15 protein-coding genes are annotated in these 18,566 nt (G+C 69.2%); 5 read left to right on the top strand and 10 right to left on the bottom strand.

The features are described from left to right. The first annotated feature begins 8 nt into the window (after positions 1-8). A complete protein-coding gene (locus ACIHAX_RS27215) occupies positions 9-728 on the top strand; it encodes a hypothetical protein (protein WP_355080383.1) in 720 nt (239 codons plus the stop codon). A gap of 2 nt (positions 729-730) precedes the next feature. Here the strand turns inward: ACIHAX_RS27215 and ACIHAX_RS27210 are convergent, their stop codons facing one another. Next, positions 731-1,363, bottom strand: a complete 633-nt coding sequence (locus ACIHAX_RS27210) for a TetR/AcrR family transcriptional regulator (protein WP_397280307.1) — start codon at positions 1,361-1,363, stop codon at positions 731-733. Between the two features lie 168 nt (positions 1,364-1,531). Here ACIHAX_RS27210 and ACIHAX_RS27205 point away from each other — a divergent pair, with 168 nt between their 5' ends. Then, a complete protein-coding gene (locus ACIHAX_RS27205) occupies positions 1,532-2,395 on the top strand; it encodes an oxygenase MpaB family protein (RefSeq protein ID WP_355080379.1) in 864 nt (287 codons plus the stop codon). Here ACIHAX_RS27205 and pruA read toward each other — a convergent pair whose 3' ends face one another. The 4 genes from pruA to ACIHAX_RS27185 form a co-directional block, all read right to left on the bottom strand. Then, positions 2,396-4,030 (bottom strand): L-glutamate gamma-semialdehyde dehydrogenase, encoded by a 1,635-nt coding sequence (gene pruA, locus ACIHAX_RS27200; RefSeq protein ID WP_397280304.1) that lies wholly within the window; start codon positions 4,028-4,030, stop codon positions 2,396-2,398. It lies immediately after the preceding gene. 117 nt (positions 4,031-4,147) lie between these two features. After that, the gene (dapC, locus tag ACIHAX_RS27195) at positions 4,148-5,269 is read right to left on the bottom strand and encodes a succinyldiaminopimelate transaminase (RefSeq protein ID WP_364435163.1); all 1,122 of its coding nucleotides are present in this window, start codon (positions 5,267-5,269) and stop codon (positions 4,148-4,150) included. Continuing rightward, on the bottom strand, positions 5,266-5,589 hold the full coding sequence (gene fdxA / locus ACIHAX_RS27190; RefSeq protein WP_014987978.1) for a ferredoxin: 324 nt from the start codon (positions 5,587-5,589) through the stop codon (positions 5,266-5,268). Before fdxA ends, dapC begins: the two co-directional genes overlap by 4 nt. A gap of 307 nt (positions 5,590-5,896) precedes the next feature. Next, entirely contained in the window at positions 5,897-8,512 is a 2,616-nt protein-coding gene (locus tag ACIHAX_RS27185) for a bifunctional FO biosynthesis protein CofGH (protein ID WP_397280301.1), read from the bottom strand. Positions 8,513-8,939: 427 nt separating this feature from the next. Here ACIHAX_RS27185 and ACIHAX_RS27180 point away from each other — a divergent pair, with 427 nt between their 5' ends. From ACIHAX_RS27180 to ACIHAX_RS27170, 3 genes are read left to right on the top strand one after another with little or no spacing between them, the layout of a single operon-like run. Next, positions 8,940-9,437: a PH domain-containing protein gene (locus ACIHAX_RS27180; protein ID WP_355080371.1), complete on the top strand. Its 498-nt coding sequence runs from the start codon at positions 8,940-8,942 to the stop codon at positions 9,435-9,437. After that, positions 9,434-11,038 carry a PH domain-containing protein gene (locus ACIHAX_RS27175; protein WP_397280299.1) on the top strand — a complete coding sequence of 535 codons (1,605 nt, stop codon included), beginning with the start codon at positions 9,434-9,436 and terminating at the stop codon, positions 11,036-11,038. The genes ACIHAX_RS27180 and ACIHAX_RS27175 overlap by 4 nt, the downstream gene beginning before the upstream one ends. Before the next feature lie 60 nt (positions 11,039-11,098). Continuing rightward, the gene (locus tag ACIHAX_RS27170; protein WP_397280297.1) at positions 11,099-12,931 is read left to right on the top strand and encodes an APC family permease; all 1,833 of its coding nucleotides are present in this window, start codon (positions 11,099-11,101) and stop codon (positions 12,929-12,931) included. Position 12,932: 1 nt separating this feature from the next. Here the strand turns inward: ACIHAX_RS27170 and ACIHAX_RS27165 are convergent, their stop codons facing one another. From ACIHAX_RS27165 to ACIHAX_RS27145, 5 genes are all read right to left on the bottom strand, one after another. Beyond that, positions 12,933-13,370: a hypothetical protein gene (locus tag ACIHAX_RS27165; RefSeq protein WP_355080365.1), complete on the bottom strand. Its 438-nt coding sequence runs from the start codon at positions 13,368-13,370 to the stop codon at positions 12,933-12,935. After that, the gene (locus tag ACIHAX_RS27160; RefSeq protein ID WP_169332723.1) at positions 13,367-13,525 is read right to left on the bottom strand and encodes a hypothetical protein; all 159 of its coding nucleotides are present in this window, start codon (positions 13,523-13,525) and stop codon (positions 13,367-13,369) included. The genes ACIHAX_RS27165 and ACIHAX_RS27160 overlap by 4 nt, the downstream gene beginning before the upstream one ends. A gap of 36 nt (positions 13,526-13,561) precedes the next feature. Continuing rightward, positions 13,562-15,031: an amino acid permease gene (locus ACIHAX_RS27155; RefSeq protein ID WP_355080363.1), complete on the bottom strand. Its 1,470-nt coding sequence runs from the start codon at positions 15,029-15,031 to the stop codon at positions 13,562-13,564. Positions 15,032-15,220: 189 nt separating this feature from the next. Further along, positions 15,221-16,105 (bottom strand): N-acetyl-1-D-myo-inositol-2-amino-2-deoxy-alpha-D-glucopyranoside deacetylase, encoded by an 885-nt coding sequence (gene mshB / locus ACIHAX_RS27150; protein ID WP_355080361.1) that lies wholly within the window; start codon positions 16,103-16,105, stop codon positions 15,221-15,223. Further along, entirely contained in the window at positions 16,102-17,880 is a 1,779-nt protein-coding gene (locus tag ACIHAX_RS27145; protein WP_397280294.1) for an ABC transporter family substrate-binding protein, read from the bottom strand. The genes mshB and ACIHAX_RS27145 overlap by 4 nt, the downstream gene beginning before the upstream one ends. Positions 17,881-18,566 lie beyond the last annotated feature (686 nt).

Below are 18,566 nucleotides of genomic sequence, written 5' to 3'. Positions count from 1 at the left end.
AGGAGACGATGGGCTACCGAACGACGTTGACCGCGCTGATCGCCTGCGGGTTCCTGGCGCTGGCCGCGCCGGTCGCCCTTGCCGAGGAATCCGCCGAAACCGAAGTGGCCGCGGTGCCGCCGCGCACGGCGATCTCCGTACGCACCTCGGTCGGCATCGGCTGGGGAACACCGAACGAACACGAGTCACGCTCGAGTCTGTCGCTGTCGAAGCTCTTCCTTGCCGACTACGCCCTGCGCCACGGCGACGGCTCGGCCGAGGACCGCATGCTGGGAGAGCAAATGATCCGCTACTCAGATGATGGAGCCGCGACCGTGATGGAGGCCAAGTATCCACAGGCCATCGCGGCCATCGCCGCCGAATACGGCCTCGCCCAGACGGTGCCAGGACCCAGTTGGGGCGCGGGGGCGACCAGCACGGCGAACGTGTCCGACTTCCTCGCCACCAAATTGCGCACCGATCCCGGATCACCGATCTTCGGATGGATGGCCGCGGCGGGATCGACGGCCCGAGACGGCACCGAGCAGAACTGGGGCACGGCACGATGGCCCTTCGTCCAGGGCAGCAAATGGGGCTGGTCGGATTTCGGCGAGCCGGAGGTCGCCTCGACGTCCTACGGCCCCGGTTTCGCGGTGACCGCGCACACCCACGGCACCGCGGCCGAGCAGACGGCGGATGTCATGGCCGCGCTCGGGGCGATGCTCTTCGGCCTTCCGCAGCACCGCTGACGTCAGCGCACCCGGAAGGACACCACGACGTGATCGCGGGCGAACTGCCGGATCGATGCGTCGTCGCCGAGCGGGATCACGGTCTGCGGGGTCAGCGCCAGTGACAGCGCGGTGCGAGCGATCATCTCGGCCAGCGGCTCCGGATCGTATTCCGGCAACTTGCCTTCCCGCTGCAACCGCGTGATGAACTCGGCCAGGTAATCCCGGCCGAGTTCGATGACCGGCGCGCCCTGGGTGGTGAGGTACGGCAGCACGAGTTCGGGCTCGGTGGCCAGCAGCCGGTGGATCAGCTGGTTTCCTCGCAGGCCGTTGATGAACGCGGCGAACAGTTCGACGATCTGGTCCTCGGCGCTCGCGTCGCGATCGACCTGACGCTGGAGCGCGGCGTCGACCTCCTCGATGAATTCGCGCGTCTGCCGCAGTCCGACGGCCCGGATCAGATCGGATTTGCTCGCGAAGCGGCGGTAGAGCGTGGCCAGCGACAATCCGCCGCGACGCGCCACTTCCACCATGCTGGTGCGCTTGATACCGAAGTCGAGGAACGCCAGCAGCGCCGCGTCCAGTACCCGCGCCTGGTTGCGATCCTCCGGGGCGGCGCTGCGCACCAGCGGCAGCAGCCTGGTCAGCCTGGCCATACCTCAACCCTATCCGCGACAGCGACACGATGACACTTTCAGCATTGCACACCATCACCGCCTACCCGCGGCGATTGACAGCTCACCGAGTCGATGAGAAAGTTAGGGCATTATCTTCTCATCGACCGATTCTCTGGGATCGGGCGGACACGAAAGACGAGGTCGACGATGACCGCGCCGCTGCGCACCGCCGAGCACGAACCGGATCCGAGCCAGACCCTCACCCCCGAGACGGTCGCGCAGTACGTCGACGGCGTCGCCGCGTTCCTCGGCGGCGCGGCGAACGTCATCATGCAATTGAGCCTGCGCCCGGTCGGCCGCGGCGTGCTGGAGAGCACCGTCGACAGCGGCAAGGTCACACTGCACCCGATCAAGCGGCTGCGCACCACCCTCACCTATATCGCCGTGGCGCTGCTCGGGTCGGATGACGAACGCGACGCCTACCGGGAGGCCGTCAACGTGTCGCACCGGTCGGTGCGCTCCACCGCCGCGAGCCCGGTCAAGTACAACGCCTTCGACCCCAATCTCCAGCTGTGGGTCGCCGCGTGCCTGTACTGGGGCATCGATGACCTCTACACGCGGATGCACGGCCCGATGGACGACGCGACCGCCGACGCCTTCTACACCTACGCCGCCCGCCTGGGCACCACCCTGCAGATGCGGCCGGAGATGTGGCCGGCGAATCGCACGGAGTTCCAGCGGTACTGGGACGAGAACCTGAAGCAGCGCGGCATCGAGCCGGAGCTTCGGGACTACTTCAACGGTCTGATCGACCTGAAGATGATGCCGCGACCGGTGCAGGTGGTCTTCGCCGGATTGCAGCGCTTTATCGTCACCGGCTTGCTTCCGCAGCACCTGCGCGACGAGATGGGCATGACCTGGACCGACCGCGACCAGCGGCGGTTGGACCGGCTGCTGCGGATCCTCGGAGCCGTGCACGGTCGGCTGCCCGCGGCGGCACGCATGTTCCCGCTCAACGCCTATCTGTTCGACCTGCGCAGGCGCCTGCGGCAGGGAAAGCCGCTGGTCTGATCACCTCTCCATGTGCGGGTAGCGGAAGTCGACGGGCGGCACGAAGGTCTCCTTGATCGTCCGCGGCGCGACCCAGCGCAGCAGGTTCAACGGCGAGCCCGCCTTGTCGTCGGTGCCGGAGGCGCGTGCGCCGCCGAATGGCTGCTGCCCCACCACCGCACCCGTGGGCTTGTCGTTGACGTAGAAGTTGCCCGCCGCGAAACGCAGTGCGGCGTCGGCCTCTTCGATCGCGTACCGGTCCTGCGCGAACACCGCTCCGGTCAGCGCGTAAGGCGCAGCCGACTCGACTTCGGCGAGTATCGCACTGTAGGAGCCGGGTTCGGCGTCGTCGTAGACGTACACCGAAAGGATCGGGCCGAAATACTCGGTGGCGAACGATTCGTCGTGCGGATTGTCGGTCAGGAATACGGTCGGCCGGACGAACCAGCCTTCGCTGTCGTCGTAGGTTCCGCCGACCGGGATGGCGACGCCCGCGTCCGCGGCGCGCCGGATGGCCGCCGCATTCTTGTCGTACGCGCGCCGATCGATCAGCGCTCCACCGAAATTCGACAGATCCGCGACGTCGCCGTAGCTCAGCCGGTCGGCGTCGTGCAGGAACTCGTCGCCCATCGCGCGCCAGACCGACCGCGCGATGTAGGCGCGTGAGGCCGCCGAGCACTTCTGACCCTGATACTCGTAGGCGCCGCGAATCAGGGCGGTGCGCAGCGCGCCGGGGTCGGCCGAGGAGTGCGCGACGATGAAGTCCTTGCCGCCGGTCTCGCCCACCAGGCGCGGATAGCCCTGATACCGACCGATATTCGCGCCCACTTGCTGCCAGAGGTACTGGAACGTCTTGGTGGAACCGGTGAAATGGATACCGGCCAGCCGCGGATCGGCCAAGGCCACCTCCGACAGTTGCACCCCGTCGCCGGTGACCATGTTGATCACGCCGGGCGGCAAGCCCGCCGCCTCCAGCAGCCGCATCGTGTGGAACGCCGACAACGTCTGCGTCGGCGACGGCTTCCACACCACCGTGTTGCCCATCAGCGCGGGCGCGGTCGGCAGATTCCCGGCGATGGCGGTGAAGTTGAACGGTGTGATGGCGTAGACGAACCCTTCCAGCGGCCGATAGTCCATCCGGTTCCACACCCCGGCGCTGGAGCTGGGCTGTTGCTCCAAGATCTGCCGCGCGAACGCGACGTTGAACCGCCAGAAGTCGACCAGCTCGCACGGCGCATCGATCTCGGCTTGCTGGGCCGACTTCGACTGCCCGAGCATGGTGGCCGCGGCGATCGTCTCCCGCCACGGCCCGGCCAACAGGTCCGCGGCGCGCAGCAGCACCGCGGCGCGCTCCTCGAACGGCAGCGCCCGCCACCCCGGGGCGGCGGCCGTCGCGGCGTCGATGGCTCCGTGCGCTTCCGAATGGGTGGTGTCGGTGTAGGTCCCCAGCACGTGCCGATGCCGATGCGGTGTGACGATGTCGTGCCGTTCGCCGAGGCCGGGTCGATGCTTGCCGCCGATGACCAGCGGCACGTCGACGGGTTCCGCGGACAGCTCGGCCAGCTTGCCGAGGAGTAACTCCCGTTCGGGGCTTCCGGGCGCGTAGAAGTGCACCGGCTCGTTGCCGGGCGTGGGGACAACCGTGACAGCGTCCATACCTCAGGCTAGCTCGCCGGGCAGGGCGGGCGCGGACGCCGACACGCCTCGCTGTGCCCGTTGTGCGACCGCGGCCTCGAACGATGGCCGCGCTCGCGCGCAGCGGCGACGAAGGTGTCAGCCCGCGGCGAGCCGTTCGGCCGCCGCCGCGATCCGCTCGTCGGTCGCGGTCAGCGCGATCCGCACGTGCTCGCTCGCGCCGGGGCCGTAGAAGTCGCCGGGCGCGGCGAGGATGCCGCGATCGGCCAGCCATTCCAACGTGGTCCGGCACGGCTCACCACGCGTCGACCACAGATACAGGCCCGCCTCGGAATGATCGATCCGGAAACCCGCGGCCTGCAAAGCCTTTCGCAACACGTCGCGTCGGGCGCGGTACCGCTCGCGCTGACGCGCCTCGTGCGCGTCGTCGCTGAGCGCGGCGGTCATCGCGGCCTGGATCGGGAACGGCACCATCATGCCCGCGTGCTTGCGCACTTCGAGCAGTTCCGCGACCAGCTCCGGGTCGCCCGTCACGAATCCGGCGCGATAGCTGGCCAGGTTGGAGGTCTTGGACAACGAATGCACGGCCAGCAGGTTGGTGTGGTCGCCGTCGCATACTTCGGGGTCGAGCAAGGAGACGCCGCGACCCTCCCAGGTCAGTCCCAGGTAGCACTCGTCGGAGGCGACGATCACGCCGCGCTCCCGCGCGAAGGCGACCACCTTGCGCAGATGTTCGACGCCGAGTATCCGGCCGGTCGGGTTGGACGGCGAGTTCACGTAGATCAGCGCGGGCGTCTGCGGACCGAGCCGGGTCAGTCCGTCCGCGCGCAGCACCTGCGCGCCCGCCAGCAGCGCGCCGACCTCGTAGGTGGGGTAGGCGACCTCGGGGATGACGACCAGGTCGCCCGAGCCGAGCCCGAGCAGCCGGGGCAGCCCCGCGATCAGCTCTTTGGTGCCGATCGCGGGCAGCACGGCCGCGGGCTCGAGTCCGGTGATCCCGTAGCGCCGCTTCAGCGCGTCGACCGCGGCCGCGCGGAGCTCGGGGGTGCCATGCGTGGTCGGGTAACCGGGGACCGCCGCGACGGAGTTCAGCGCCGTCCGGATCAGCGGGTCGACCGGGTCGACCGGAGTGCCGACGGACAGGTCGACGATCCCGCCGGGGTGGGCGGCCGCTTTCACCTTCACCGAAGCGATGGTGTCCCAGGGGAAATCGGGCAGCAGACTGCTGACCCGGCCACGCGGTGACACGTCAGGTCTCACTCACTCGCCATCGGGGGCAGTTCCTTGATGAACGGCGGGTCGTAGTCGACCTTGCCGACCTTGGTCGCGCCGCCGGGCGAGCCCAGCTCGTCGAAGAAATCGACGTTGGCGTTGACGTATCCGCTCCACTGGTCCGGGGTGTCGTCTTCGTAGAAGATCGCCTCCACCGGGCACACCGGCTCACATGCACCACAGTCCACGCATTCGTCGGGATGGATGTACAGCATGCGACCACCCTCGTAGATGCAGTCCACGGGGCATTCCTCGATGCATGCCTTGTCCTTCACGTCAACGCACGGTTCAGCGATGATGTACGGCACTGCCGCTCTCCTAGTCTGTCCTCGCCTGCGGGATAGTCCGCCCGGCGAAACCCTATCCCGGCAACCACACGTTACTACTGGTCAGCCTGCCCTAACTTCGGGGATCGCGCACGCCGACGCGAGGCCCGATTCGACTCCGCCACCCGAGGTACGCGCTGGGGGCCGCGTTGTGGGAGGTAGCGCCGGAGCGTGCCGCGGCGGGTCCGGTATTGCGCCGGTCCCGGCTGCCCGCGGCCGACCGGAAGCCCGATCGCACCGCGGGCTGGAACCTATCGCCGTCGCCGCGCCGCCCGGCGCAGCTCCCTCGTCAGTCGACCAATACCGCCTGAAGCCCCGGAGCGGCCGACAACCGCTTGTGCTTCGGGACGCCGTAGGTCGTCGTCCGTTCCCGGGCCGGTCGTCCGATGCCGGAGGCGATCTCCACCAACTCGGCGACCGTCTTGGCCGAGCCGTGCTGCGAGCCCGCCATCCGGGAGATGGTCTCCTCCATCAACGTGCCGCCCAGATCGTTGGCACCACTGTTGAGCATCACCCGCGTTCCGGTGGTGCCCAGCTTGACCCAGCTGGTCTGGATGTTGTGGATCCGGCCGTGCAGCATGATCCTGGCCAGCGCGTGCGCGGCGCGGTTGTCCCGGTTGGTCGGCCCGGGCCGCGCGGCGCCCGCCAAGTACAGCGGCGCGCTCTGGTGCACGAACGGCAGCAGCACGAACTCGGTGAAACCGCCGGTCTCGTCCTGGATTCCACGCAGCACCCGCAGATGCCCGACCCAGTGCTTCGGGTTGTCCACGTGGCCGTACATCATGGTCGAACTGGACCGGATGCCCACCTGGTGCGCCGTGGTGATCACCTCGATCCACGCCGAGGTGGGCAGTTTGCCCTTGGTGAGCACCCAGCGCACCTCGTCGTCCAGGATCTCCGCGGCGGTGCCTGGGATGGTGTCCAGGCCCGCCTCCTTCAGGGCGACCAGCCACTCCCGGACGCTCTGGCCGCCGCGCGAGGCGCCGTTCACGATCTCCATCGGGCTGAAGGCGTGCACATGCATCGACGGCACCCGCTGCTTGACCGCCCGCACCAGATCCGCGTACCCGGTGACCGGCAGGTCGGGGTCGATGCCGCCCTGCATGCACACCTCGGTGGCGCCGTCGACATGCGCCTCCCAGGCCCGGTCGGCCACCTCGTGCGTGCTCAGGGTGAACGCGTCCGCGTCGCCCTTACGCTGGGCGAACGCGCAGAACCGGCACCCGGTGTAGCAGATGTTGGTGAAGTTGATGTTCCGGTTCACCACGTAGGTGACGTCGTCGCCGACGGTGTCGCGGCGCAGTTGATCGGCCAGCGCGGCGACCGCGTCCAGCTCCGCGCCGTCCGCCGTGGCCAGCGCCAGATACTCGGCGTCGCCGAGCCCGGCCGGATCGCGTTCGGCGGCGCGCAGCGCGGCGAGCACGTCGGAGTCCAGCCGCTGCGGAACGGCGACGGCGAGATCGCGGGCCTGTTCACGAATGGTGTCCCAGTCGCCGAAGGCGCCGACGATGTCCTGCCCGAGGGCAGCGTCGCTGCGGGCCTCGGTGTTGCGGCCCTCGGTGTCGATGGCGGTGTTGAGGTCGACGCGTCCGGCCGACTCCCAGGACTCGTCCGGCTCCTGCCAGGGCAGGCCGACCGGGATCGCGTCCGGATTCGCCAGCCCCGTCACCGGGTCGGTGAGCGCGGCGACGTGCGCGCCGATCCGCGGATCGACCCACGGATTGCCCGCTCGCACGTACTTCGGGTGCGCGGAGGTCCGCTCGACCAGCTGATAGCCCGCCGCCTCGGTGATCTCCCGCAACGTGTCCAGGTTCGGCCACGGCCGCTCCGGGTTCACGTGGTCGGGCGTCACCGGCGAGACGCCGCCCCAGTCGTCGATGCCCGCGTCGATCAGCGCGCGGCACTCGGCGTGCGAGACCAGGTTCGGCGGCGCCTGCACCGGCACGTCCGGCCCGAGCAGCACGCGGGTGACCGCGATGGTGGCGAGGAATTCCTCCAGGCCCGCGTCCGGCACGTCCCGCATGGCGGTGTCGTCCTTGGCGCGGAAGTTCTGCACGATGACTTCCTGGATGTGCCCGAAAGCCTTGTGCTGCTTGCGAATCGCCATGATCGACTCGGCCCGCTCCGCCATCGTCTCACCGATGCCGACCAGGATCCCCGTGGTATAGGGCACCGAGAGCCGTCCCGCGTCGGTGATCGCCCGCAGCCGCACGGCCGGGTCCTTGTCGGGGCTGCCGTAATGGCAGTTGCCCTTCTCGGTGAACAACCGGGCCGAGGTGGTCTCCAGCATCATGCCCATGGACTGCGCCACCGGCTTGAGCCGCGCGATCTCCTCCCACGACATCACGCCCGGGTTCAGGTGCGGCAGCAGGCCGGTCTCCTCCAGCACCATGATCGACACGGCGCGCAGGTAGTCCAGCGTGGAGTCGTAGCCGCGCTCGTCGAGCCACTGCGCGGCCTCCGGCCAGCGATCCTCGGGCCGGTCACCCAGCGTGAACAGCGCCTCTTTGCAGCCGAGGGCAGCGCCCCTGCGTGCGATGTCGAGCACCTCGTCGGGTTCGAGGAACATCCCCTTGCCCTCGGCGCGCAACTTGCCGGGCACCGTGACGAAGGTGCAGTAGTGGCACTTGTCCCGGCACAGCCTGGTCAACGGGATGAAGACGTTGCGGGAATAGCTGATCGTCTTCGGACGCCCCGCGGACGCCAGCCCGGCGTCGCGCACCCGCGCGGCGCTGCGACAGAGGTCGGCCAGGTCGTCGCCGGTCGCGTGCAGCAGCACCGCGGCCTCGTCCACGTTCAACGTGACACCGTCGCGGGCCCTGCGCAGCGCCCGGCGCATGGCCGATGGACTGGGCGGCGCGGATGGGACGCTCGGGTTCGGTAGGTCGGTCACGCCCTCGATCATGCGCTACACATCCGGAACTGTCTCCCTCCAGTGCTGGTTGCGACGAAGCGGACGAGTCACGGCTCCGCTCGCCACGGAGCCCACACGGGGACGTGGAGCACCGTTGAGCGTTGACAACTGTGCGGTACCCGAGGCTATTCCGGGGCACCCGCGCCGCGCGGCCCGCGTTCGGTCGTCGAGCGCGGCCTCGGTGAGCGCCGCCGATTCGACCGTTCCGGCACACCAGACCCTCGCAGGTGAGGCCGGGGGCCAACTCCTCGGCGACCGCCCGATGCGCCCGAAACGGTTGTCACACAACGAGGCTCATTCCCGGTAGAAAGCCCTCTGCGACCCTCGCGCTCACCCGTCCGCCGGGTCCGCGCCGTCGCGGTAGGCCGCTCACCATCGACCGCGACGGCGACCGCGTGATCGTGCAACGATTGGCGGCATGTCGCAGCCGCGCACGATCATGGCCGATCCGGCCTGGCGCCCCAGTCCGAAGGCGAAGCTCCTGTGGACTGTGCAGGCCGTCCTGACGTGGGTGATCCCGTTCGCGGCCCTGCTGGTGTGGGCGGTGGTCGACTCCGCGCATCGCGGGTGGCAGCTGGGATTCTTCCTGGTCGCGCTCGTGCCCGCCGCGCTGAACATCGGTGTCGCGCCGTGGTGGCGGTACGCGGTGCACCGCTGGGAGGTCACCGACGATGCGGTCTACACCCGGGTCGGCTGGCTCACCCAGGAGAGCCGGGTCGCGCCGATCTCCCGCGTGCAGACCGTCGACACCGAACGCGGTCCGCTCGAACGCCTGCTCGGATTGGCGACCGTCACCGTGACCACCGCGTCCTCCGCGGGTGCGGTGCAGATCGGCGCGCTCGACCTTCCGGTCGCCGAGGAAACCGTGGCCCGGCTCACCCGGATCGCCGCCCAGCACCGCGGAGACGCGACATGAGCCCCGAGACGACCGGCGCCGAGCAGGACGGGCCGCCCTGGCAGCGGCTGGACAAGCGGATGCTGCTGGTCCATCCGATCACCGAAGTGGTGAAGTTCATCCCGGTGCTGATCGGTTCGGTGATCCTCGGGACCAGCAGCGGCAACCACGTGTGGAGCGTCATCCCGCTCGCGTTGATCGTCGGGTTCGCGCTGACCCGCTGGTTCACCACGACGTATCGGGTCGGGCCCACACACGTGGAATTGCGCACCGGGCTGCTGGAACGCAAGAAACTGTCGGTGCCGCGGTCGCGGATCCGCTCGGTGGACATCGAAGCGGACCTGCTGCATCGGGCTCTCGGCCTGGCGGTGCTGGCGATCGGGACCGGCCAGCATGCCGAATCGGGCGAGAAGTTCAAGCTCGACGCCCTGGATGCCCGCGTCGTCCCGCCGTTGCGCGCCGCGCTGCTCGCTCATACGGCGGCCAGGGTGGGTCCGGACGAAGAACGAAAAGAGCCGCAGCAGAACAGCTCCGGTGGTTTAACGGCCCCGCGTACCCGGGCGGGAGAGATCGGGCACTGGAGTCCGGCGTGGGTGCGCTACGCCCCGTTGTCGCTGACCGGGTTCGCGATCATCGCGCCGATCGTCGGCTTCGCGCTGCAATACGGGCTCGGTGAGATCGTTTTCCGGTCCGACGCGGTGCACGACGTGGAAGACGGCGGCGTGCTCGTCCTCGCGCTCGCCGCGGCCGCGCTGCTGGGCGTCATCGTCGTCGTGGTCAGCGCTGCCGCGTGCGCGCACTATCTGACCACGTATTTCGGGTTGCGCGTCCGCGACGACGGCAAGACCTTGCAGCTGCGCCACGGCCTGTTCACCACCCGCCAGATCACCCTCGATCGAGCCCGGCTGCGCGGAGCGACGGTCTCCGAACCGCTGCTGCTGCGCCTTGCGGGCGGCGCCGAACTCGAGGCGATCATGACCGGGCAGAACCCGCGGCAGCGAATCCTTCCGCAGGCCCCGCGTAGCGCCGTGGAGCACACCCTCGGCCATCTGCTCGCCCCAGAGGAAGTGCGAGACAACGAGTTTCCTGTCCAGCCGGAGGCGAGGCCCACCGGTTCGGGCGCGGCGGACGCGCACACCGTCCCGGCGCCGGGCAGAGCCCCGCTGATCGCGCACGGTCCGGCCGCACGGCGACGCAGGCATACCCGCGCGCTCGCGCCGGTCGTGCTCATCGCCGCCGCGCTGGTCGTCATCTCCCTTGCTGGACAGCACTATTCGCCGTGGTGGTGGCTACTGCCGGGCCTCACGCTCGCCCTCGCGCTCGCCCTCGCCGAGGACCGCTATCGCGGCCTCGGACACGCGGTACTGCCCCGCACAACCACCAGCCCGACCTGGCTGATCACCCGGTCCGGATCACTCGACCGCGACCGCGACTGCCTCGAGGCCCCCGGCATCATCGGCTGGACAGTGCGTCGAACCTTCTTCCAACGGCGTGCCGGGGTCGCTACGGTCGTCGCGGCCACCGCGGCGGGCAAGAAGCACTACTCCGTGGTCGACCTCCCCGCCGACCGAGCATGGGAACTCATCCAAGCCGTCACACCAGGGCTGCCCGGCACCCGCTGAACCCGCCCCCAGTGTCGCTGATCGGTTGCCGAGCGGCGGCGGAGTTCAATGGACGCTGTGGTGACCAAGACCGAGCCGCACCATACGGAGCCGCGGATCGCCGACCGCCGGGTTCGGCAGATGCAGCGAGCGGACAAGTTCCGTTTGACCGCGGTGGGCGGGCTCGCCGCGCTCTCCCTGGACGCGTTGTCCAGCGTCGCCTACGGACCAGAGGCGATCGTGCTGGTGCTGGTCGCGGCGGGCGCGGCGGCCGTCTCCTGGACGCTGCCGGTTGCCTGCGCGATCGCCGCGCTGTTGCTGGTACTGGTGCTCTCCTACCGGCAAGTGATCGCCGTGCATCCGGACGGCGGCGGCGCGTACGCGGTCGCCAAGAAGCAGCTCGGCAGGCCCGCCGCGCTGCTCGCGGCCGCCAGCCTGGTCGTGGACTACGTGCTGACCGTCGCGGTGAGCCTCGCCGCAGGCGCGGCCAGCCTGGCCAGCGCCTTTCCCGCCCTGGCCCACGAACTGCTACCGATGACGCTGATCGGCCTCGCGGCGCTGACCGTGATCAACCTGATCGGAGTGGCGGAATCCGCGCGGGTGCTGATGGGGCCGACGATCCTGTTCGTCGTCCTGATCGGCGGTGTGATCGTTGTCGGGCTGCTTCGGCCGGAGCCGGTCGCGATGATCGGCGGCGACCCGGGTCCGATCGAGCCGGTCGAGGCGCTCGGAATCGTTCTGCTGCTCAAGGCCTTCGCGGCGGGATGCTCGTCGCTGACCGGTGTGGAAGCGATCGCCAACGCCGTGCCCGCTTTCCGCAGCCCCGCGGTGCGCCGCGCGCAGCACACCGAGGTGGCGCTGGGCATCCTGCTCGGCGCGATGCTGCTCGGCCTGGCCGTGCTGATCCGCGAGCACCACGTCACGCCGCGCCCGGATGTGACCATCTTGGCCCAGCTGGCGGCGGCCGCGTTCGGCACCGGCTGGCTGTTCTACCTCACCAATCTCGCGGTCACCGCGGTGCTGCTGCTCGCGGCGAACACCAGTTTCGGCGGGCTCCCGGTGCTGCTGGCGCTGCTGGCCAAGGACCACAGGGCGCCGTCGCTGTTCGCGCTGCGGTCGGAGCGTCCGGTCTTCCGGTACGGGGTCACGGCACTCGCCTTGCTGGCCGGGCTGGTGCTGCTGGCGGTCGACGCCGAAACCCACCGGCTGCTGCCGGTTTTCGCGATCGGCGTCTTCATCGGGTTCACCATCAGCCAGACCGGTCTGGTGCTGCACTGGTGGCGAGTGCGCGACCGCGGGTGGTTGCCGCGCGCACTGCTGAACGGATTCGGTGCGACGCTCACCGCCGTCGCGGGCGTCGTCTTGCTCGCGGAGAAGTTCACCGAGGGCGCGTGGCTGCTGCTGCTCATCATTCCCGCGCTGGTTGGCCTCTTCTTCCGGATCGAGAACTACTACGCCGGCGTCGCGCGTCAGCTGCGACTGCGTGAAATCCCGCCGCCGCCGCGACCCGCGCCGGAGGCCAAGGAGTTGGTGGTCGTCCCGGTGGTCACCATGAGCGAGGTGACCTATCGCGCCTTGGAAGCCGCGCTGCGCATGCGGGGCGAGATCGTCGCGGTGGCCGCGGACATCGATCCGGCCACGACCAAACGGCTCAGCGCCCAGTGGAAGGAGTGGGATCCCGGTGTGCCGCTCGCGGTGCTCCCCTGCCCGCATCGCAGCCTGGTGTCGACGCTCGTCGGCTACGTCCGCAAGCAGACCGCCGCCGGGCTGGGTGTCACCGTGCTGCTGGCGCATGTCGAAGCCCGGCACTGGTGGCAACGCCCGCTGCACAATCCGCGCGGACCGGTGCTCACAGCCGCGCTGCGCGTTCGCACCGAGGCCGTGATCGCGACCCTGGCGGTCCGGCTCGCGTGAGTCAGCGGCGGCCGAAGACGTGCGCGTTCGCCTGGATGTAGAGGTAGGCCAGCGGCGGCAGCAGCCCGGCGAACAGCAACAGCGCCGTCCGCCAATCACTGCCGAGCAGAATGTCACCGCCGGGCCCGGCGCTCGCGCAGACCAGGAAGCCGAACGCCCATGCGACCAGCGGAAGGCCCAGCAGCGCGGGACGCCGGGTCACTGTTCGCGCACCCGCGACGAGCAGCACGTTCACCACTCCCGCCACCGCGGCGGAGACCGGGAAAACGACCGAGCCCAGATAGGTCGGCAGGTAGAGCACCTCGAGCGCAAGGGTGAGCAGGGCGTCCACGATCAGGATCGCGAGGATCACCGAGCCGAGGAGGCCTACGGGGATACGGGTGGCGCCGGATGCCACGGGAGCGCGATCGCCTGCGTGGTCGTCGATCTTCGTCGTCACGGCACCGGCGGGTAGCCGAGGAGGGTCAACAAGTGGCTTTGCATGTCGGCGAACGCGTACAGCACCGTCATATACAGGTCGTGCTGCTCCTGCCAGTGCGGCCGCATGCTGTCGACGAACGCCGCGATCGCGTTCTGGACCTCCCAGTTGTACATACTGCCGAGTCTATTCCGGCGCGATCGGGCGCACGATCAGTTCTCCCGGTCGGCAGGCAGGGCGGCGACCACCGGAGGTTCGCCGGTCGGGTCGCCACGCTGCGCCGCTATGGCCAGCACTCGCTTACGCGCGGCGAACCAGCCGACGATCAGCGCGGGGACGATCAGGGCGATGGTCGCGACGGTCCAGGTCCCCACCGGATAGTCGAACCCCGTCAGCACGACGACGAAGAACAGGAACACCAGCGTGAGCAAACCGGTGTAGGGCGCGCCGAACATGCGGAAGGCGGGCCGCTGGATGCGTCCCCGGGTGGACCAGCGCCACAACTGCAGCTGGCACAACACGATGGTGGCCCAGGAGGCGACGATGCCGAGCGACGCCATGTTCAGCACGATCTCGAACGCCTGATCCGGGACGATGCCGTTGAGCGCGATGCCGACCAGCGCGATCAGGCTGGTGAGCAGGATGCCGCCGTAGGGAACGCCGTTGCTGCCCATCACCCCGGTGAATTTCGGCGCGCTGCCGTTGATCGACATCGACCGCAGGATGCGGCCGGTCGAGTAGAGGCCGGCGTTCAGGCTGGAGAACGCCGCGGTCAGCACCACGAGATTCATCACGCTGCCGATGCCAGGGACGCCGAGCATGGTGAAGAAGGTGACGAACGGACTCTCGTCGGCCGTGTACCGCGTGTACGGCAGCAGCAATCCGAGCAGGACCAGCGAACCGACGTAGAAGACGGCGATCCGGACGATCACCGAATTGATCGCCCGTGGCATGACCTGCTCCGGATGCTCCGTCTCCCCCGCCGCGGTGCCGACCAATTCAACAGCGGCATAAGCGAATACGACACCGGACACCACCACGACCAACGGCATGACGCCGGTCGGGAACAGGCCGCCGTGATCGGCGATCACGCTGGTCCCGGTCGCGGCGCCCTGCACCGTGAAGCGGCCGAGCAAGAAGATCGTGCCGACGATCAGGAACGCGCTGAGCGCGAATACCTTCACCAGCGCGGCCCAGAACTCCATCTCACCGAACCACTTCACCGAGATCAGGTTGACGCCCAGCACGAGGACCAGCGCGATCAGCGCGAGCAACCATTGCGGAACGGCGGAGAACCCGGACCAATAGTGGAAGTACTGCGCGATCGCGGTGGTGTCGGCGATGCCGGTCATCGACCAGTTCAGGAAGTACATCCAGCCCGCGACGAACGCCGCCTTCTCACCGAAGAACTCGCGCGCGTAGGAGACGAACGACCCGGACGACGGCCGGTGCAGGACCAATTCGCCGAGCGCGCGCAGGATGAGGAACGCGAAGAACCCGCACACGCCGTAGACCAGGAACAACCCGGGTCCGGCACTGGCCAGCCGCCCGCCGGCGCCGAGGAACAGGCCGGTGCCGATGGCGCCGCCGATCGCGATCATCTGTAGCTGGCGCGGCTTCAGACTCTTGTGGTATCCGTGGTCCTCGATGCTGAGGTGGGCGTTGTCGCCGCGCGCTGTCATGAACCGACGGATCCTCCGTTTCGATGTGCCGAGATCACGCCGAACCGTACCCGCCGCGCCGATACCGCCAACTGCCAGCCCTGGGGGTACAGGAGCTCGCCGCCCGGACAAGTTCCGAAAACAGCGGGCGAATTATGTGAAATGTCCGGAAATCGCGGGTAGCGGCCGCACCGCCGCCGGCGGGATCCGTCACTCCGGGGCGGCGAACAAATCGTGCTCCCGCCCGTCCGGACCGAGCGGACCGCGCCGACCCCGCACCAGGATGAAGTGCTCCTCGGGCAACACCGGCTGAGCGATACCGTTCGACAAGGCGAATTCCCGGCCGGACGGCGCGACCGTGACCTGTGTGGCGTGCGCCCGCAGCGCGGCGCGCTTGGCCGAAAGCACCTCGGAGACGTCGATCGTGGTGGTCACCGCGTCGCTGGGCACGCTCGCCAGTTCGCCCTCGGCGGGCAGTCGCCAACCGGGCGGCAGCGCGCCGGGCAGGCCCGCGGCCGTGCGCCGGGCCAGCGCCGCGGTGTGCAGACGCAGCATGTCGGCGTCGGTGACGGTCCAGTAGTACTTCGGGACATCCCAGCCTTCGCCGGCGGCGGCATGCACGGCGGCCGTGGTGATCTCGTGCGCCCGGATGTGGTCCGGATGGCCGTAGCCGCCGTTCGGGTCGTAACCGACGACCACGCGCGGCCGCAGACGAAGGACGACGTCCGTGAGAGCCCGCACCGCCTCGTCTCCGGAGCGCACGAAGACGCGCGGCTTGTTCGCGGCGGGTGTGCCCGCCATCCCGGAGTCACGCCAGCGTCCCGCGCCCCCGAGCAAGTGCGGCGGACCCGCGCCCAGCGCGTCCAGCGCGCGGGTCAGCTCCAGAATGCGATAGCCGCCGAGCTGGTCGGCGTGATCCGCCGCGAGCAGCGCCCAGTCGTCGCCGATCACCTCGCCCTCCTCACCGAGGGTGCAGGTGATCACGGTGACCGGCACGCCGCGACGGCGGTAGTGCGCGATCGTGCCGCCGGTGGTGATGGACTCGTCGTCCGGGTGGGCGTGTACCAGAAGCAGCCCACCGGTCTCCGCGGTCACGGGATCCTGCGCCACATGGACGCGTCGCCGAAGATCCCGACCTGGATCGCGCCGCTGAGCGAGGCGCCGTCCAGCCGAGGACCGGACGCGGCGACGGCGTTGTCCTGCACGATCGGCAGCACGGTCGCCATGGCCCACAGTTTGGGTTCGGCCTCGGCGAGCACCCGTCCCACGTCGCCGCCCCGCAGGGCGTCGTCGATCGCGGGTTGCAGGGTCGGATCGCACACGCCGGACAGGTTGCTCGGCGCCCGCTGCGCCGCCTCGGCGATGGCCTGCGCCGGGCCGGTGACCCCTGGCAGCGCGGGCGGCGGGCAGCCATACCTGGAAGCCAGCACGGTCGCCGGATCGGAACCGGCCACCTCCCAGCCGACGATCGCGTCGACCGTGCCCTCGAGCAGTTCCTTGCCGTACAACTCGTCGGCGGCGACACTGCGCACCGTGGCGTCGATGCCCGCGCTGCGCAGCTGGTCGGCGGCGGTATTGGCCACGGCCAAGGCGGTGGCGTCCCGGTCGACCGCGCCGATGCGCACGGCCAGCGGCTTGCCATCCTTGCCGACGGTGCGCGGCTGCGGGGCGGGCGAGGTCGGGGAGGTCGCCGGCGGCGGCTCCGGCGCCCGGCCGTACCCCGCGGCGGCGAGCAGCGCGAACGCCTCCTCCGCCGATGGACGCGGCGGAGCGGTCGGGGCGTATCCGGGATCGGATGGTGCGAGCACCTGCGCGCGCGCCGGTTCCACCCAGTTGCCGGTCTGCGCGCCGACCGTGGCCAGCAGGGCAGGGTCCAGCAGGGCCAGCACGCCCGAGCGGACCCGGGGATCGCTCAAGTCGCCTTTGCGCCCGTTTAGCGCCATCTGCAGCACTCGCGACTGCGGCATGATCGTGGTGCGCACGGAGGGAATCGCCCCCAGTTGCGCCTGGGTCGCCACGCCCCCGTGGACCAGCGCCATCTGTACGTCGCCGGTGCGCAGCGAGCCCGCCAGCTGCGCGGTGGTGCCGCCGCGGCGGAGCAGGATCTGGCCCGGCATCGCCGGTGTGCCCCAGAAGCGGTCGTTGCGTTCCAGCAGCATCTCGTCACGGCCCGGGTCCGCCGAGCGGATCCCGAACGGCCCCCCGGACACCCGGACACCGCTGACCTGACCGTTCATCCCCCTGGCGAATCCGCCGGGCGCGTCCTTGAGCAGATGAGACGGCAGCAGATCGGTGAACAGCTCCCGCCAGCCGGGGTAGGGCTGCGTCATCACGACGGTGACCGTCTTGCCGCCCGCCGACGAATTGACGTCCGAGATCATCCGGTAGCCGGCCGGGTCGACGACGCCCGGCTCGGAGATCATCTCCTGCCACAGGTAGCGGAAGTCCTCGGCCGCGATCGGCGCGCCATCCGACCAGGACGCTTCGTTGCGCAATTTGTAGGTGATCGTGAACGGTTCCTGCGCGGTGACTTCGGCGGAGACCAGCAGCGACGAATCCGGCACCCAGGCCGTCGTCCCTGGCCGCGCCGGATCGAGCACCGGCCGGAACGGACTCGGCAGGACCAGGGAGGCGATCGCCGAGGTCGCGGCGGATTGGTCCGAGCGCAGATGCGGGTTGAACGCGGTGCCGATGGTGTCCAAAGCGACGACGACGGTCGTCTCCGCGGGCTTGACCGGTGTGGTCTTCGGACTGTCGGTGCTCTCGATGGGCGGCGGCGGATTCGCCGCACAGCTGCTGATCAAGGTCAGCACTGCCACGGCCGGCAACAACGTGCGCCACGCTGCGCGTTTTCCTGCGCCCACTTTCACGCTCGGGAACTCTACCGTACGGTCGAGTCCGTTCCCAGATTCCTGCTGACCAGCGCGGAAACAACGCGGTCGAACGGATATGCGTAGCGCGGAAACACAGCAGCGTCGCAGGGTCGTGACATCACCCATACAAACCGTGTCGAACCTCGGCAAATATTCGGCGTACCGTCGCGGCACAATAGCCCGCCGCACCCGACGCACCGCAATCCGTATGCGCATCGGTGTCGTTTAGGCAACCACACGCGCTACCGACTCGGACATGAAGTGAACATTTGCGCCGACACGCCGAACGGGAGACGAATTCTTTTCGTCGAAGCACCATCCGGCCAACACGGCGACAACCCACACAGGCGCTGGCCCGCCCGCGCGTCGAGGCCCCTCGATAGCATGAGAAAGCTCATTGCGTGCACAGCTCTGGATGACCACGGGTGCCGACAATATAAAACAGGCGCACGGCACAGCCAATTATTTTCACCCGCCACCACTACCCCATGACGGGTAGTGGTCGACAATTACCAAATTTTCCCACCAGCCGTCGCTTCGGAAACTTATTCCACGCGAACGAACCGATTTCGGACCCGCATACCAAGGGCTGAGACGATCACAAATCGAAATTACCGACAACGAAACCGACCAGCCCTCGAATATGTGGCACCGGACTTCACCACCGCACGCATCACGGGGCC

The sequence above is a fragment of the Nocardia sp. NPDC051929 genome (assembly GCF_044548645.1).
GTDB lineage: Bacteria > Actinomycetota > Actinomycetes > Mycobacteriales > Mycobacteriaceae > Nocardia > Nocardia sichangensis.
The sequence above is the reverse complement of the archived record's forward strand: the minus strand, read 5'-3'. Positions and strand labels throughout refer to the sequence as shown.